14 protein-coding genes are annotated in these 17,746 nt (G+C 31.0%); all 14 read left to right on the top strand.

What is annotated here, in order from left to right; translation table 11 throughout:
* Window positions 1-118: 118 nt before the first annotated feature.
* The 14 genes from rseP (at window position 119) to OIF36_01025 (ending at window position 17,700) form a co-directional block, all read left to right on the top strand.
* Complete coding sequence (gene rseP / locus OIF36_01090; GenBank protein MCV6599066.1) at window positions 119-1,261, top strand: RIP metalloprotease RseP; 1,143 nt, start codon at window positions 119-121, stop codon at window positions 1,259-1,261.
* Window positions 1,262-1,266: 5 nt separating this feature from the next.
* Window positions 1,267-3,519 carry an outer membrane protein assembly factor BamA gene (gene bamA, locus OIF36_01085; protein MCV6599065.1) on the top strand — a complete coding sequence of 751 codons (2,253 nt, stop codon included), beginning with the start codon at window positions 1,267-1,269 and terminating at the stop codon, window positions 3,517-3,519.
* Window positions 3,520-3,583: 64 nt separating this feature from the next.
* The gene (locus tag OIF36_01080) at window positions 3,584-4,129 is read left to right on the top strand and encodes an OmpH family outer membrane protein (GenBank protein ID MCV6599064.1); all 546 of its coding nucleotides are present in this window, start codon (window positions 3,584-3,586) and stop codon (window positions 4,127-4,129) included.
* A gap of 2 nt (window positions 4,130-4,131) precedes the next feature.
* On the top strand, window positions 4,132-5,154 hold the full coding sequence (lpxD, locus tag OIF36_01075; GenBank protein MCV6599063.1) for a UDP-3-O-(3-hydroxymyristoyl)glucosamine N-acyltransferase: 1,023 nt from the start codon (window positions 4,132-4,134) through the stop codon (window positions 5,152-5,154).
* Window position 5,155: 1 nt separating this feature from the next.
* The gene (fabZ, locus tag OIF36_01070) at window positions 5,156-5,614 is read left to right on the top strand and encodes a 3-hydroxyacyl-ACP dehydratase FabZ (GenBank protein MCV6599062.1); all 459 of its coding nucleotides are present in this window, start codon (window positions 5,156-5,158) and stop codon (window positions 5,612-5,614) included.
* A 488-nt stretch (window positions 5,615-6,102) separates the two neighbouring features.
* Complete coding sequence (locus OIF36_01065; protein MCV6599061.1) at window positions 6,103-9,855, top strand: hypothetical protein; 3,753 nt, start codon at window positions 6,103-6,105, stop codon at window positions 9,853-9,855.
* Window positions 9,856-9,954: 99 nt separating this feature from the next.
* Window positions 9,955-10,992 carry a Holliday junction branch migration DNA helicase RuvB gene (ruvB, locus tag OIF36_01060; protein MCV6599060.1) on the top strand — a complete coding sequence of 346 codons (1,038 nt, stop codon included), beginning with the start codon at window positions 9,955-9,957 and terminating at the stop codon, window positions 10,990-10,992.
* An 81-nt stretch (window positions 10,993-11,073) separates the two neighbouring features.
* Window positions 11,074-11,709 carry a ribulose-phosphate 3-epimerase gene (gene rpe, locus OIF36_01055; protein ID MCV6599059.1) on the top strand — a complete coding sequence of 212 codons (636 nt, stop codon included), beginning with the start codon at window positions 11,074-11,076 and terminating at the stop codon, window positions 11,707-11,709.
* Window position 11,710: 1 nt separating this feature from the next.
* Window positions 11,711-13,282 (top strand): heparinase II/III family protein, encoded by a 1,572-nt coding sequence (locus OIF36_01050; protein ID MCV6599058.1) that lies wholly within the window; start codon window positions 11,711-11,713, stop codon window positions 13,280-13,282.
* Between the two features lie 212 nt (window positions 13,283-13,494).
* Window positions 13,495-14,241 carry a 3-deoxy-manno-octulosonate cytidylyltransferase gene (locus OIF36_01045; protein MCV6599057.1) on the top strand — a complete coding sequence of 249 codons (747 nt, stop codon included), beginning with the start codon at window positions 13,495-13,497 and terminating at the stop codon, window positions 14,239-14,241.
* A gap of 140 nt (window positions 14,242-14,381) precedes the next feature.
* Window positions 14,382-15,740: a DNA repair protein RadA gene (gene radA / locus OIF36_01040; GenBank protein MCV6599056.1), complete on the top strand. Its 1,359-nt coding sequence runs from the start codon at window positions 14,382-14,384 to the stop codon at window positions 15,738-15,740.
* 9 nt (window positions 15,741-15,749) lie between these two features.
* Window positions 15,750-16,364 (top strand): CvpA family protein, encoded by a 615-nt coding sequence (locus OIF36_01035; GenBank protein MCV6599055.1) that lies wholly within the window; start codon window positions 15,750-15,752, stop codon window positions 16,362-16,364.
* Complete coding sequence (locus tag OIF36_01030) at window positions 16,339-17,049, top strand: hypothetical protein (GenBank protein MCV6599054.1); 711 nt, start codon at window positions 16,339-16,341, stop codon at window positions 17,047-17,049. The genes OIF36_01035 and OIF36_01030 overlap by 26 nt, the downstream gene beginning before the upstream one ends.
* A 45-nt stretch (window positions 17,050-17,094) precedes the next feature.
* Window positions 17,095-17,700 carry an outer membrane lipoprotein carrier protein LolA gene (locus OIF36_01025; protein ID MCV6599053.1) on the top strand — a complete coding sequence of 202 codons (606 nt, stop codon included), beginning with the start codon at window positions 17,095-17,097 and terminating at the stop codon, window positions 17,698-17,700.
* The last annotated feature ends 46 nt before the right edge of the window (window positions 17,701-17,746 follow it).

Below are 17,746 nucleotides of genomic sequence, written 5' to 3'. Positions count from 1 at the left end.
AGATAATATTTATATTTTTTTGTTTTAAGGTATATTGTGAAATTAGTTTAAAAAGCTTTACATTGTTTTTAAAATCATGCTATATATAATTTTATTAAAAATTGAATGTGAGGGAAAAATGCAATTCTTATTATCTTCTTTAGAGTATATTATACCATTTATTTTAGTATTATCTGTTTTAATATTTGTTCATGAATTTGGGCATTACATTGTTGCTAAATGGTGTGGGGTTAAAATAGAAGAGTTTTCATTAGGGTTTGGTAAAAAGCTTATATCTAGATTTGATAAATCGGGAACAGAGTGGAAAATATGTGTGGTACCATTTGGTGGTTATGTTAAAATGTTTGGAGATTCTGATGGCTCCTCAAAGCCAGATGAAGAAAAAATAAAGAACATGACAGAAGAGGAAAAAGAAGTCTCTTTCCCATATAAAAAACTATATCAAAAATCAGCAATTGTTTTCGCAGGTCCTTTTTTTAATTATATATTTGCGATTATGTGCTTTCTATTTCTATTTATGACTTATGGAGAGCAGTTTACAAAACCAATTGTTTCAGAGATAAAAGCAGATTCTGCAGCAAGTATATCTGGGTTGCAAATAAATGATGAAATAGTAGAGTTTAATGGAGATGAAATTGAAAAATTTGAGGATGTGCAAGCTATAGCATCTCTTAATTTTGAGAAAGAAATGCCTATATCTGTAAAAAGAGATGGTGAGCTTATAAACTTATATATAACTCCAAAATCAGAAACTAGAAAAAATATATTTGGTACTGAGGAAAAAAGAGGCTTTATTGGTATCACATCTTATGATGTTTCTTTTATAAGGCATTCTAATATTTTTATTGCGATTAGTAGATCATTTAAAAATGCAAATAAAATAATGTTAGGGACTTTAGAAGCTGTAGGGCAGATGATAACAGGTCAAAGGTCTTCTGCAGAATTAGGAGGTCCTTTAAAGATTGCTAAGCTTTCAAAAGATTTCGCTTCTAGAGGAGTGGCTTCTTTAATTTACTTTATTTCAGTATTATCTTTAAATTTAGGATTGATTAATCTATTTCCTGTGCCTGTTCTTGATGGGGGGCATCTATTGTTCTTTGGAATTGAAGCATTGATTAGAAAACCTGTAAATGCAAAAATTCAAGATGTTTTGTTTAAAATTGGTATGGGATTAATATTAATTTTAGCGATATTTATAACTTTTAATGACTTAAAATCTCTTTCAATAATTGATTTTATAAAAAATTTGTTTTATAAGTAATAATTATGAAAAGATTTAAATTAATAATTATAATATTACTTATCAATTGTGGCCTTGCAAATGCAAAGACTATTGACAATATAAATGTAAGCGGGAATAAGAGAATTGAAACAGAAACTGTTATATCTTATTTGGCTCTTAACATCGGAGATGAGATTTCAAATAAAGAACTGTCAAAATCTTTAAAAAACTTATATGCAACAAACTTATTTGCAGACATATCTATATCGGAAGAAAAAGGAACTATATATGTTAGAGTTCTAGAAAACCCTATAGTAAATGAAATAGCATTTGAAGGAAATGTGAGAATAAAAAATGATTTTCTACAAAGAGAATTAAGTTTGTACACAAGATCTGTTTATACTAAATCTAAAGTGCAAAATAATTTAGAGAGACTAAAGCAAATATATGAAAAATCAGGATACTTTGGAGCTACAATAAATCCTAAAATTATAGTTTTAGATGACAATAGAGTTAATGTAGTTTTTGAGATAAAGGAGGGAACAAGAGCTAAAATCAGAAAAATAAATATTATTGGTAATGAGAATTACTCAGATGACTTGCTAAAAGATAAAATATCAACTAAAGAATCAAGGTGGTATAAGTTCTTAAGTGGTAATACATCATATGATGCAGATAGGATTGATTATGATAAAGAGCTTCTCAGAAGATTTTATCTTTCTAGAGGTTATGCTGATTTCCAAGTTCAATCAATAACATCTAAGCTTACAAAAGACAAGAAGAGTTTTTATATAACAGTTAAAGTCGAAGAAGGTGAAAGATATAGATTCTCTAAAGTTGAAACAAAAGCTCTTTTGAAAGATGTTAATCAAGAAGAAATAAATAGTATTGTGAATGAACTAACCAAAACTGGTGATTGGTATAGCTCTAATAAGATTGAAAAAGCTGTTCTAGCTCTTACTAAAAGTTTAGAAAATCAGCAATATGCATTTGTTAAGGTTTCTCCAGATGTTAGTAAAAATGATGATAATAAAGAGATTTCAATAGTTTATAATATTGGAGAAGGGCAAAAAGTTTTTGTTAATAATATTAATGTTTCTGGTAACGAAAGAACAAGAGATGAAGTTATAAGAAGAGAGTTTAAACTTATCGAAGGAGATGCTTTCAATAGAGATAAGTTAATAAAAACAGAAAGAGACTTAAGAAATCTAGATTTCTTTGATAAAGTTAATGTTAAGGTTAAAGAGGTTGATAAAGGTTTAACAGATATAAATGTTAATGTTTCAGAGAAATCTACAGGTGAGTTCTCTATGGGGGCTGGCTTCTCTACAGAGGATGGTGCATTAGCTGACTTCTCAATTTCAGAGGACAACTTCTTAGGTAAAGGGCAAAAAGTTAAGCTGGGTACTGTATTGTCTGGAAAATCTCAACAAATAGATTTCGGTTTCACTGAACCATATTTCTTAAACAGAGATTTATCAGCTGGGTTTGATATATTTAATGTTGAAAAAGATTATCAAGATGAGAGCTCTTACGATAAAAAAATGACAGGTTTTGCTTTAAGACTGGGGTATCCTCTGAAGGAAGATTTAAGGCAAAATATTGCTTATAATTTTGAGAAAAGCAATATATATAATGTCGGAAAAGATGCTTCTACATATATAAAAGAGCAAGCTGGTAACTCTACTAAATCATCTATTTCAAGTGTGTTAACATATGATACAAGAGATTCTGCTTTTGATCCAACAGAAGGTGCTTTGTTGAAAATGTCTAATGAACTTGCAGGTTTAGGTGGGCTTAAATTTATAAAGAATACTGTGGGAGGAGGATTCTATTATCCTCTATCAGATCAGTGGATATTCAGTAACTATACAGAGGCAGGTAATGTTTTTGCATATGGAGGAGATGATATTAATATATCAGATAGATTTTTCATAGGTGGTAAGACTTTAAGAGGTTTCGAGAGAAGTGGTATAGGTCCAAGAGATAAGAAAACTGATGATGCTTTGGGTGGAGAGAATTATATTAAGAACTCTATGGAGCTATCTTTCCCATTAGGTGTATCTCAAGATTTAGGTTTAAAAGGTTATTCATTCTTAGATGCAGGAACTCTTTGGGGAGCAACAAGCAGTTCTTCAAATATACATGATGATTCTTCTGTGAGAGCTTCATTTGGTGTTGGTCTTGCATGGAAATCTCCTATGGGTCCTTTGAGAATAAATCTGGCATTTCCTTTCTTAAAAGAAGACTATGATAAAGATGAAGTGTTCTCCTTTACATTCGGAACAAGGTTTTAATTATATCAATTGACTTTATGGCTAACATGCTATATAACTAATCTTTATATAAGAAGGAGACTTGATGAGAAATTTTAAATTCATATTACTGATATTGGCTTTCATATTATCAACTAATGCTAAAGCTGAAAATACTAAAATCGGAGTTGTAGATTTTGGTCTTATTATGAATTCTGCAAATGTTACTAAAGCAATAAATGCTCAAATAGATGCTAAGAAAAATGAGTTTCTGACAAAAGATAAAGAGGCTCAAAAAATTATTGTTAAAAAACAACAATCCTTGGTTGAGAAAAAAGCAATTCTTCCTAAAGAGGTGTTTGAATCTGAAAGAGAAGCATTGGAAAAAGAAATAAAATTTGCTCAGGAAAAATCAAAAGAAAATAGAGAGATATTAAATAATGGAATAAAAAAATCAAGAGTGTTTCTTGATGGAGCTATAAGAAAGTATATAGCAAAAATAGCTAAAGATAAAAATATAGATTTAGTTTTACCAAAAGAACAAGTTGTGATTTCATCAAAAAATCTTTCTATAACAAAAGAAGTCTTAGATTTAGTTAATAAAGATTTAAAAGAAGTAAAAATAAATTTTGCAGATAGTAAGGAAAAATAAAGATGCCGGATAAAAGATTTTTTAATAATAGAGGACCTTTCTCTGTTGAAGAGTTAGCAAAACTTTCAGATAGTGAAGTATTTCCAAAAGGAAGTGAGCTTAAAGAGGTGCAAGATGTTGCTCCAATTAATATCGCAGATGTTAATGATATAAGTTTCATTGATAATAAGAAATATATTGAAGATTTTAAAAAATCAAAAGCTGGAGTATGTATCGCTCACCCTGCAATGAAAGATTTTGCTCCAGAAGGAATGATTTTACTTTTAAATAGCAATCCTTATATGGCTTATGCTAATATAGCTACCGCTTTTTATGCTCCTGAGAGTAGAAAAGGTGTTCACAAGAAAGCATTTATAGATAAATCTGCAAAACTAGGTAAAAATTGTTTTGTTGGAGCAGGTGCTGTTATTGGTAAGAATGTGCAAATAGGGGATGATTGTGAGATTGAAGCAAATGCTACAATCGCTGATGGAGTTGTAATAGGTAATAATACTACAATTGGTGCAAATGCAAGTGTAACTCATGCAATTATAGGTAATGATTGCTATATATATACTGGAGCAAGAATTGGGCAAGACGGTTTTGGGTTTGCTATGAGTGCTAAAGGACATAAAAGAATTCCTCAAATGGGGAGAGTAATAATTGAAGACAGAGTGGAAATCGGTGCGAATACTACAATCGATAGAGGTGCCGGACCAGATACACTTATTAAAAGTGGAGCTATGATAGATAACCTTGTTCAACTAGGTCATAATGTTGAAGTAGGAGAGAACAGTGTTATTGTTTCTCAGGTTGGAGTTTCTGGCTCAACTAAAATAGGTAAGTTCTGTGTTCTAGCTGGTCAAGCTGGAATAGCAGGGCACCTTAAAATAGAAGATGGTGCAAAAATTGCAGCTCAATCTGGAGTTATTAGTAATATATCTGCTGGAGAAGAAGTTATGGGATGTCCAGCAATCCCAATAAAACAATTTTTTAAGCAAGCTGCTTATTTAAAAAGAATTATCAAAAAAAGAAAGGCAAAGTAAAATGACATTAGAAAATAGACAAATTGATATTGTAGAAATTATGAAAAAGATACCACATAGATATCCTATGTTACTTGTTGATAGAATAACTGAAATTAATGAGAATGGTTGCATTGGTAGAAAAAATGTAACAATGAATGAAGGAATTTTCCAAGGGCATTTCCCTGGAGCTCCAATTTTTCCAGGTGTTTTAACAGTTGAAGCAATGGCTCAAACAGCTGCTGTTTATGTTATGACTCTTCTAGAAGATGAGGGTGAGCAAGATAACCTTGTTTACTTTATGTCAATTGATAAAGTTAAATTTAGAAAACCTATTACTCCAGGTGATACTGTTGAGTTCCATATTGAGAAAGTAGCTCAAAAAGGTCCTGTATGGAGCTTTGCTGGTGTAGCTAAAGTTGATGGTAAAGTTGCTTCTCAGGCTGAATTCAAAGCAATGATTACTCCAAGAGAAAAATAGATTTTAATCTTAATTTATTTTAAAAGATTAAACCCCCATTGCAATACTTAAATGTATAGCAAGGGGGTTTAACTTTCATCTAAATTAATTTAAAATCTATTCTTTCCTTTTTTAGTTTTTATATGTACTACACGGGGGCTTTTTCATAATCTAAAATTTCTTAAAATCTATTTTTCTTTTCTATATCATTTTGAACAAAGTGAAGAATCTTTTCACCATGCTATTTTATTATATCGTCATTCTGAGTGTAACGAAGAATCTTTTCATGCTTGTGTAATATTAATTTACATCCAGTAACACAGTGAGATTCTTCAACTTCCACACAAGTGTGTTCGCTCAGAATGCCGAAGAGGTATAGGTGAGAATTGTGAATGAAATTGGCGACAGGGCTTATGGCATGATTATAAAAAAATAATGAATTAAGCTTGACAAAAAGTAAATTTATTTCTAAATTGTGGCTATATTCTATCATAATAAGGAGCTATAATATGAAAAAAATAATATCATTTTTTTGTTTAACACTAACTTTCTTTTCATTTATAAAAGATGCAAAAGCTAAGGAGTTTTACTATTTTCATACATTAACAGGGTTGCTTAATGCTCCTTGTGTAAATGCTCCATTTTGTGAAGGTTCTTCAGGAGAAAGTGGAAATGAAGAAGTAAAAATTGATTTAGCTATCAATGATGTGGCTAAATTTAATAGTGTATCTTGGGAGGGGGAAATAACAGTTCCTTTCACTATTAATCTAACAGGTAATGCTAATGTTGATGATGTTGTTATGTCTTCAACAATTAATCCAAGTAGTTTTATAAGTAAAGTTGAATTTACAGGTTCTGGTGCGAACAGAAATATGGTTATTACTAAAGTAAGTGCTCCTTTGTCAAAAGATGTTTTTGAAATTCAAGCTTCTTTAGGAGGAGAGCAAAAAGATACAGCATCAATAAATGTTCAGTTGGCTGGAAATTGTAACAATCCTATTGATAAAGATGGTCATACTATTTACTGTAATGCAACTGGAAATGTTTATCTTTTATCTAGTGTAGATGATTTATTACATATATCTAAAAATCAAAAAGATTCTGCATTGGGCTCTTTCATATTAAGTGGTGCTTTTGAACTAACAAATGATATTACTTTCGATTCAAATTTCTCAAATGTTGATTGGAATGGCTCTGGAGTGATTGGAGATGATGGAGATGAAAATGGCTGGATGCCTATAGGTTCTGATGAAGTAGCAATCTCTTCAAAAACTAATAACTCTTTAAAAATAACAGCAAAAAAGATAAAAGATTTCTTCTCTATAGCTAATAGTTATGCTCTTGGGATGGCTCCAGGAGGAGGCTCTTCTGCTTTCTCTGGAGAATTTTATGGTAAAGAGTATTCTATAAAGAATCTTTATATAAATAGATCATCTGAAAGCCAAGGTTTCTTTGGTAAGACTGATGGAGCACTTGTAAGGAACTTAGAAATTTCTAATGCAAATATTTCAGGGTATAGAATGGTCGGTGCTTTGGTTGGATATGCAAATAATACAAGTATTGAAACTTGTTCATCGTCTGGGCAAATTAAGGCAGGTAATTCTAGATCTGGAGGGCTTTTAGGAGAAATAAATAATTCAAATATATTGAATAGTTTTTCTACAGCAAATTTAGTAGAGTATGTTAACCCTTATGATGAAAATGATAAAAGAGCCTCTCATGATGCGGGTGGTTTAATAGGAAGAGCTTTCTCTTCAGATGTTAATGGTTGCTATGCAAAAGGTTCTGTTAAAGCAGAGGTTTATGCAGGCGGTTTGATAGGATATGTGGAAATTAATACTACTATTTCATCAAGTTATGCTACAGGAAATGTGGAAAGTGAACATCAAGCTGGTGGTCTTGTTGGCTCTTCATCTGGGGATATTAATAATTGCTATGCAACTGGAGATGTAATCGGAACTAATGATGTAGGTGGTTTAGTGGGAACATCTGGTTCAAATATATCAAATTCTTATGCTACAGGTAGTGTTTTGTCTGATAATAAACAAACATATGATGATCCTGGGACAGATGTTTTCTTTGTTACTACGGCTGGTGGATTAGTTGGTCGTTTAGACTCATCAAACAAAACAATTTCATCAAGTTATGCTACAGGAGCAGTTACATCAAAATTTGAAGGAGCTTTCCAAAGTTCTGATAATGTTAACCCATTAGCGGGTGGTCTTGTTGGATTGCTTAATGGTAGTACAAAAATATTAGATTCTTATGCAACAGGTAATGTTAAGGCTGAAAGCTCTTTAGTTGATTCTTATGCTGGCGGATTAGTTGCTAGAGTTTTAAGTGGAGCGATAGTGGAATCTAGTTATGCGAAGGGTTCAGTGTCATCAATTGGTAAGTCAAGTGGTGCTGCTTATGCAGGTGGGTTGATAGGGGCTACACAATTTAAAGGATATGCCTCAAGTAATGTTCAGATAAAAAATAGTTATGCGGCTTGGTCTTCATCTCCTTCTGTTAGTTCGTCATCAACATCTTATGTTGGTGGTTTAATTGGAGCTAAAGAAGCAGGAACTAATGGAACAACAGTTATAAGTAATATTCAAAATAAATGCTCAGGTATCGCATCACCATCACCCGTTTCTTGTAGTGTTGATGATGCTAAAATTATAAAAACTTCTTGGAATGATAGTATTTGGGAAAGGCTTGAAGATATTTCACCAAAACTAGAATGGGAAAATTCAGGAAATGTGTCAAGTAATTTGCCAGAAGTTCCATTTGCTTGTGATGTAAATACATTTTTAAATAATTTAGATAAAATTACAGAGGGTTCTGGACCTTTTGCATATGATGTATACTTAATTGGTGGTTTAGCAGGTAATGCAGATTTGGCTAAAAAACAACTTTTATGTTTATCTAAATTTTCAAATGATCCTATATCATTAGGTAATGGTGAGACTTATAAGCTTACAGCTAATGTTGATTTTGGATCGCCTGATTCTGTTGATTGGGATAGCTCTGGAGTAATTGGAGATGCAGGAGATGCAAATGGTTGGATACCTATGGGAACAGAAAGTAATCCATTTAGGAGTGATATAGAAGGAAATAATAAAACAATTTCTAATTTATACATAAATAGAAAAGCTCCATATCAAGGGCTAATTGGTTATACTAGTGGAGTTTTTGTTGAAGAGTTAACTCTTAATAATGTTATTATTGATGCTCAACAATCAGGAAATGTTTCTGGAGAATACATAGGAGCTCTAGCTGGTTATGCAGAAGATGTTATATTCCAAGATATTACAATAAATGTTAATAGTATAAAAGGTTATAATTATGTAGGAGGCTTGGTCGGTAAAGCAGTTAAAGAAGGTGAGTACCAGACAGAAATACTTTTTGCAACAGTTAACTCTGGGGATATCTATGCAGAAAATAATTATGTTGGTGGTATAGCAGGAAGTCTTTTCAGATCTTTAATACAAAACTCAAGCTCTAGTTCAGATATAGAGAGTGATCATTATACCGCTGGAGGACTTGTTGGTTATTTAAAAGGTAAAGTTGAGGATAGTTATGCAACTGGATCTGTAGATGGATATAAATATACAGGAGGTCTTGTTGGTAGACAATCCTCTAGCCCAGATATAACTGTTCATGTTAAAAGATGTTATGCAACAGGTAATGTGGAATCTTCAAATGATTATGTTGGAGGCTTGATTGGTTACATAAGTGATGGAGATGGTGGTAATACAACTGTAGAAAAAAGTTATGCAACAGGTAATGTAGATTCTTCTAATGATGAAGGTAATGGAGGTTTAATTGGTTATGCTAAGGATAGTGCAATAATTAAAAACTGCTATGCAACTGGAAATGTTAAAAGTGGTGCTAAATATGTTGGGGGTTTGATTGGCTATTCAAATGCAACTATAACTAATTGTTATGCTACAGGAGAAGTTAAAGGCTCAGATTCAAGAATTGGAGGTTTAGTTGGTTATGCTTCTTCAGATTCTGATATAACAAATAGTTATGCAAATTGGTCTGTTGCTCCTTCAGGGCCTTCATATATTGGGGGGCTAATTGGAAGAATAAGTAGTAGTGGTATTAATATGGATAATGAGAGCGGATATTGTGAATATATCAATGAATCTACACCAACTTCATGCTCTTCATCTAATATATCTTCTATTCAAGGTGGAGCTAATTATGGAGCTTGGGATAGCTCAATTTGGAATTTGACAGGTTCAAGTCCAACACTAAAAAATATGCCTTAATTTTAAAAATGAGCTTCTAAAATAAAGAAGCTCATTTTTTATTAAGCTATTATATAATATTACTTGATTTTCTGAAGCTTTCCATTTAATAATATAGCTATGGAACAAGAATACAAAATAACTGATGCTGATAAAAAGTCAGAAGATTATATAGAAAGTCATATAAGACCGTCTAAATTAAAAGATTTTACAGGACAAGAACAAACTAAAGCAAATTTAGATATTTTTATAAAATCTGCTTTAGATAGAGGTGAAGCTCTTGACCATGTTCTTTTATATGGACCTCCAGGGTTAGGGAAAACGACTTTATCTCAAATTGTGTCTCATGAATTAGGTGTAGGTTTTCGTTCTACATCAGGTCCAGTAATAGCAAAGTCTGGAGATTTAGCTGCAATCTTGACAAATTTAGAGCCTAATGATGTTTTATTTATTGATGAAATACACAGGCTAAATCCAGCTGTGGAAGAAATATTATATCCAGCTATGGAGGATTTTCAACTGGATTTAATAATTGGAGAAGGTCCTTCAGCAAGGTCTGTGAAAATTGATTTGCCTAAATTTACTTTAGTTGGAGCGACTACTAGATTGGGATTATTAACTACTCCTTTGAGAGATAGATTTGGTATTCCTTTGAGAATGAATTTTTATACTCCTAAAGAGCTGACTAAAATTATTATGAGAGCCGCTAAGATTATGGGAGCTAATATAAATGAAGAAGGTGCTTTGGAAGTTGCTAAAAGATCAAGAGGAACTCCTAGAGTTGCAAATAGGCTTTTAAGAAGAGTTAGAGATTTTGCTACAGTAAAAAATCATCATATTATAGATGCAAAAATAGCAGATGAGTCTTTATCAAGATTAGATGTTGATAGTATGGGGCTTGATAGTATGGATAGAAGGTATTTAACTTGTATTGTTGAAAACTATGGAGGAGGTCCTGTTGGTGTTGAAACAATATCTGCTGTTCTAGCAGAGCAAAGAGATATGGTTGAGGATGTAATAGAGCCTTACTTAATGCAACAAGGTCTTATTCAAAGAACTCCAAGGGGAAGAGTTATTTCTGAAAAGGGATATAAATATTTAGGTCTAAAACCAAAAGTTAATGTATCTGCTCAATTCGATATGATTGAAGAGGAATAGAATTATGGAAACCATCAATATTAATATAGTTTTATAATCTTCAACGAGTTAAGTGTATAAAAAATAAGAAAGTAATTAGTTATGACAAAAATATCACCGTCAATATTATCAGCTGATTTTGCAAATCTAAAAAAAGAAATAAAAGCAATTGATAAAGCTGGAGCAGATTATATTCACTTAGATGTTATGGATGGAAATTTTGTACCAAATATATCTTTCGGAGCTCCAATTATCTCGGCTGTTAGATCTTATACAAATAAAGTTTTTGATGTGCATTTAATGATAGAAAATGTTGATAAATATTATCAGTCATTTGTTAATGCAGGAGTAGATATAATTACTTTTCATATTGAAAATACAAAATCTCCAGCTAAGCTTATTAAAGCTATTAAGTCAGAAGGTGTAAAGGTTGGTATTGCATTAAAGCCTGATACTCCAGTATCTAAAATAAAGAGATATTTAAAAGATATTGATTTAGTTTTAGTTATGTCTGTTGAACCTGGGTTCGGAGGGCAAAAGTATATTCCTCAAGATAAAAAAATAAAAGAGCTAAAAAAACTATCAAAGGGTATGGATTTAGAGATATCTATTGATGGAGGAATAAATGATAAAACAGCTGTAAAAGCAAAAAAAGCTGGTGTAGATATTCTCGTTGCTGGAAGTTTTGTTTTTAAATCTAAAAGTTATAAAAAAGCTATCAAGGTTCTAAGAGGATAAGATGACGGAATGTAAAAAAAAATCAGCTTGGTTTCTTAAATCTCGTTTGTATTATTTTCTTTTAGGTAAGCCTAATTTTGATAGGCTTAACAATATTATTTGTTATAAGAGAAAAGGAACTATTGAAAAAGGCTTAAAGATAATATTAACTAAACAGTTTGATTATGGTGGGCAAAATATTACAGTTAATAGTTTTAAGAAAATGTTCAAGGCTTCAAAAGAAAACAACAATCTTTGGGATATGCAAATAAATTCTTTTGCATGGTTAAGAGATTTGCAAGAAGTAGGCTCTAATGATGCTAGGTTGTGTGCTAGAAAACTGATAAATGATTGGATAAAAGAAAACTCAACTTGCAATGAAATGAATTGGCAAAGCCAACTTATAGGGAAAAGATTATTTTTCTTAATAAGTAACTATAATTTTTATGGGCGAAGTGCCAGCCGCGAGTTTAAGCATATGCTTTTTAATTCTATGCATAAACAACAAGAATTTTTAAGAAAGCAAATTAAAAACTGCAAAGAAATCGATGGTTATAATTTTTTGCAAGGTTTGAAAGGCTTGCTTTTTTCTTATATATATATACCTAAGCAAAAAGAAAGAGTTAAAGAGATTTTACCTCTTTTAGAAAAAAGTTTGCATAAACAAATTTTAGAAGAAGGTTGTCATAAATCGAGAAATATATTTTTAACATTTAAGACTCTTAGGTCTTTGGTTGAGATTGATTATGTATTAAAAAGCTCGAAGTATGGATCTCCTAAGTTTTTGGATTTATATATTAGAGCAATAACTAAATTCCTAAAATCTGTTATTTATAAAGATGGAGAGCTTCCTGTTTTCAATGATAGCTTTGAATATGAGTTAGATAAAATAAGCGATGTGTTCTCTAAGTTGAATTTCAGAGTTAAAACTTTGGATTCTTTCCCGATTTCAGGATATGAAAAATTGCAAGGAGATAAAACTAATATATTGATTTCAACTTCTACAGAAGAAAAAGATAGTAGACATTTTGGTGTAGGCTCTTTTGAAATGCAATATGATAAAAAAAGAATAGTTGTGAATTGTGGAGCTTGTATTTACAAAGAAAATTGGAAAAGAGCTCTTCAAGAAACAGATGCTCATAGTGTTGTTTGTATAGGGAAAAAAGATAATAAATCATCAAGCTCAATTGTTACAAGAAGAGTTAATAAAAATAGTAAGTCTATAACTATTAAAAACAATGGTTATGAAAAAAATTGTAAAGCTAAACTGTCAAGAAAGATATTATTGTCTAATGATGGTAAAACAATAATGGGAAGAGATGTAATAAATAATAATGTTAAAAATGCTGTTGTGATTCGATTTCATTTGCACCCAAGTGTATCCATTTCTCATACCAATAATAAAAGACATCTAATGCTAAAAGTTGGTAAAAGTTCTGGCTGGTTGTTTAAAACATCAGAAGAGAATATTTCAATAGAAAATAGTATATATTTTGGAAAAGATAAATCTCCTCAACAAACAAAACAGATTGTAATAAAGTATAAGTTGTCTAGAGGCGAGAGTGTAATAAATTGGATGTTTGAAAAACTCTAAATTAGTTGTTTATATGGGAAATATATGATTAATTTATCGTTCAAATACTACTTTGTACTATACACTCAAAATTAATTTATAAAATATTTAACTAAAATTAGTTGAAACTCTACTTAAGTATAAATTTTTATATAAATAATTATCTTGAAATTTTTAATCTTTTTTTGTATAAATACTTTTATATAATACTTAACTAATATAAGGAAATAAAAATGACAGTAAATAATCCAATAATAATAATTCCATCAAGAATGCCTTCAACTAGGTTACCAAATAAACCTTTGGCTGATATAAATGGTAAAACTTTGGTGGAGCATGTATATGATAGAGCTATGGAGGCAGATTTTGCAGAAGTTCTCGTTGCCTGTGATGATCAAAGAATAGTAGATGTTATAGAAGCTGCAGGTGGTAAAGCTGTTTTAACAGATCCTGAATTGCCATCAGGTTCAGATAGAATTTTTGCGGCATTACAAAAATTTGATCCAGAAGGTAAGTATGATTCTATTATCAATTTACAAGGGGATGAACCAACAGTAAATCCAGAAAATGTAAAAAAAGCTTTTGATTTATTACAAAACTCTGGTTGTGATATGACAACTCTAGGTTCTTACTTTGTGAGTCAAGAGGATATTGAAAATCCTGGAAATGTAAAAGCAATTGCTGAAATAAAAGAGGGAGAAGATACTGGTAGAGCTCTATATTTTTCTAGAAATGTTGCTCCATCAAATACAGGTTTTGAAGGTAAGTATATCCATCATATTGGGCTTTATGCTTATACAAGAGAAGCTTTAGCAAGTTTTGTTGCATCTCCACAGGGTGAGTTGGAAAAAAGAGAAAAGTTAGAGCAATTAAGAGCTTTAGGTATGGGTATGTCTATGCAAATAGGGATTGTAGATGAAAGACCTCTTGGTGTTGATACTCTAGAAGATTTAGAAAGAGCTCGTCAAGAGTTAAAATAAATTAAAGTAACTTTATATGATTGTAAAAACCCTAGCTTTAGGCTGGGGTTTTTGCTTAAAGACAATGGACATAAAATTAATTTACAATCTATTTTAAATTTTAACTTTCAAAATTTTATAAAATAATATATAACTAAATCATGGCTAAGAATAAAGTGCAATTTGTCTGTCAATCATGTGGCTCCGTTTATGCAAAATGGAGTGGTAAATGTGATGCTTGTGGAGAATGGAATACTATTGTAGAAGAAGTTATTGCGGAGACTCCAAAGGGGTTGACAGCAAAAGGAAAAGGTAGAGAGTTAGATTTAGTTTCTTTTTCAGGAGCTAATGAAATAGCTCCTAGAAAGAAAACTGGTATTGCAGAATTGGATAGGGCTCTTGGTGGAGGTCTTGTAGAGGGCTCTGCTATATTGATAGGTGGAGATCCGGGAATCGGTAAATCAACATTGTTATTACAGGCAGTTGGGACTCTATCTGAGAGTTATAGTTGTTTTTATATATCTGGAGAGGAATCTGTTAATCAAATTCGTATGAGAGCTTCTCGTGTTGGAGTCCCTTCAGATAAAGCAGAACTATGCTCTGCCAATAGTGTTAGGGATATTATAAAAACTCTAGATAGAAATGATTGTCCAGATGTTGCTATAATAGATTCTATACAAACTATGTTTGTTGATAATATAGATTCTGCTCCTGGGACGGTCTCTCAAGTTAGAGCATCAGCATCGGAGCTGATTAAAGTTGCTAAAAAAAGAAATATAGTATTATTAATTGTTGGGCATGTAACTAAAGATGGTCAGATTGCTGGTCCTAGAGTTTTAGAGCATATGGTGGACACTGTTTTATATTTTGAAGGAGATAGAGGTCATCAATTTAGAATATTAAGAGCTGTTAAAAATAGATTTGGAGCATCCGATGAAATCGGAGTTTTTGAAATGGCAGATAAAGGATTGTTAGAAGTAACTAACCCATCAAAACTATTTCTATCTGATAGGGATTTTAATGTGCCGGGTACTGTGGTTTTTGCTGGAGTAGAGGGCACTAGACCAATGTTGGTTGAAGTTCAAGCTTTGTTGTCTAAGTCTGTGTATGGTAATCCTGTTAGAGCAGTCGTTGGTTGGGATAAAAATAGGCTAAGTTTAATTTTGGCTGTTTTAGAATCAAGAGCTGGAATTGTTGTTGGTGCAAATGATGTTTATTTAAATGTTGCGGGTGGTTTGAAAATATCAGAACCTGGAGCAGATTTATCTATTGCAGCGGCGATTATAAGTTCTGCATTTAGTAAACCTATAGATAAAGATACAATTATTTTAGGGGAAGTAGGGCTAACAGGAGAAGTTAGACCTGTATCTAATTTAAACTCTAGATTAAAAGAGGCTTCAAAGTTAGGATTTAAAAATGCAATTATTCCTTCTAAAAGTGTTAAAATAGTTGACAAAAATATAAAAATTGTAGAAATTAGTCATATTAGAGACTTAATACCTTTATTTAAGAATAGTTAGGAGATTTTAGTGATAGAGATTTTTGATGTAGTGGTGGGTGTGATTATGACAGTATCTGTTGTAATGGCTTTCTTTAGAGGATTTGTGAAAGAGTTGTTTACTATACTTTCATGGTTAATTGCTACAGTGTTAACAGTTTATTTATCTCCAGTTATTCAAAATATGATAAAGGTTTCTGAAGGTAAGAAGGCTTTCTATGATGCTCTGGTTATACTAGCTATTTTTTCTTTGGCTATGGTGATTCTATCTTTTATATTTGGTAGAATTATTCATCACTTAAAAAAGAATGACGGGTTGTTTCTAGATAGATCTTTAGGGACTTTGTTTGGGATTGTGAGAGGATCTTTATTAATTTGCTTGTCTTATATATTTGTTGTTGGTTTTGTTTATGAGTATAGACCAGAATGGGTTAGAGGAAAAAGTGTTAAGTTAGTTGAAATAGGAGCAAAAAATTTAGTTAAGTTGAATCCTAAGAATATGAATATAGATTTTGATAATGTTTTTTCTAAGGTTAAAAATGTTGGAAAAGAAAATAAAGAAGAAAAACAAGAAGGTTACTCTGATAGAACAAGAAAACAAGTGGAAGATTTAATAAAAAATGGTATATTACAGCAAACGAAATAGAAGAAAAAGAAATAATAGAAGAGTTTTGACTCTTTTTATAATAGGGATGATGCTATACTTCTCTTTTAATTTAGGAAGAGCTAAGAGTCAGGGAAATTTAAATTATTGCAATTATGAACTTCAAGAAGCTGTAAAGTCTGTTTCTAATATGGAAAAGAAAAGAATTCAGTTTCAAAAGGATATAGAAAAATTACATATAGAAAAAAATATTATACAAGATAAATATAACAGATTAGTAGAAAATGATGAGCTTCTAGAGTTTTTCAAAAGTGTAAAAAATAAAATGACAGCAGGAGTCGAACTTAGTAGAATAGATAGAGTTGTTAGCGATCTTAAATCAGATAGGAAATGCTCTAAAGCAATAAATAAAAGATTTATTGTAAAGACTCCTTTGTATAAAGGGGATGTTAAAAATACCAATGTTTCTTTTGAGAAAGGTGTTTTTGATATAACCGCAGATGGATATAGTTTTATAAATGAAAATAAAAAACCAGAATCATGGTTTGATGTTAAAAAGCCTTTGGTTGTTAGTTTTAATGCAAAAAATGGAACTGAAGTTATTAAAGAACATTTGCCTATTAAAAAGTCAATTGTTTTAGATAATAAAGAATATTTTTTTGAAATAGAAACTTCAAAGTCCAAAGGCTTTGTTAATATATTAGAGTATAATTGTAATTATCCGTAAAACAAATTGTTGACTATTAACTTTATGTGTTCTATATAATATATTATGAAAAAAACATTTTTAGCACTATTATTTTTATTGATTTCATCTGTGGCAAAAGCAGATGAGTTGTCAATAGTGAAAAAAGCAGAGAACTCTTTAAATGCTTTGAAAACAGCACATGGCATGTTTAAGCAATATAATGCAGATGGCTCTATATTTACAGGAGAGTTTTGGATCCAAAAACCTGGTAAAATTAGATTTGAATACTCTTATCCTAACCAAAACTTCATAGTTTCTAATGGCTCTTTTATTTTCTTTTGGGATGATAGCTTGAAACAACAAACAAATGCTCCGTTGTCTTATACTCCTGCTGGAATTATTTTAAATGATAAAATTAATCTGTTAGATGATTCTGATATAGAGGTGAGTAATTTTAAAGAATATAAAGAATCTTATGAGGTTTCTCTAAGGTCAAAAGAAAATAAAGATATAGGAGTTGTTACATTGTCTTTTTCTGAGAAAGACAATAAATTATTTAAATGGAAAGTTGTGGACTTAAATGGAGGGGAAACTATAATGGTTTTAGAAGATGTTTCTTTTGATGTAAATATAGACAAGAAAAAATTTAGATTTAAAGACCCTACAAAGAATCCTTTTAAACTAAATTAATTTTTTACTTTACTTAAAGAGAAAAATTATATAAAATTATAATCCA

This window comes from Alphaproteobacteria bacterium, assembly GCA_025800285.1.
Classification (GTDB): domain Bacteria; phylum Pseudomonadota; class Alphaproteobacteria; order JAOXRX01; family JAOXRX01; genus JAOXRX01.
The sequence above is the reverse complement of the archived record's forward strand: the minus strand, read 5'-3'. Positions and strand labels throughout refer to the sequence as shown.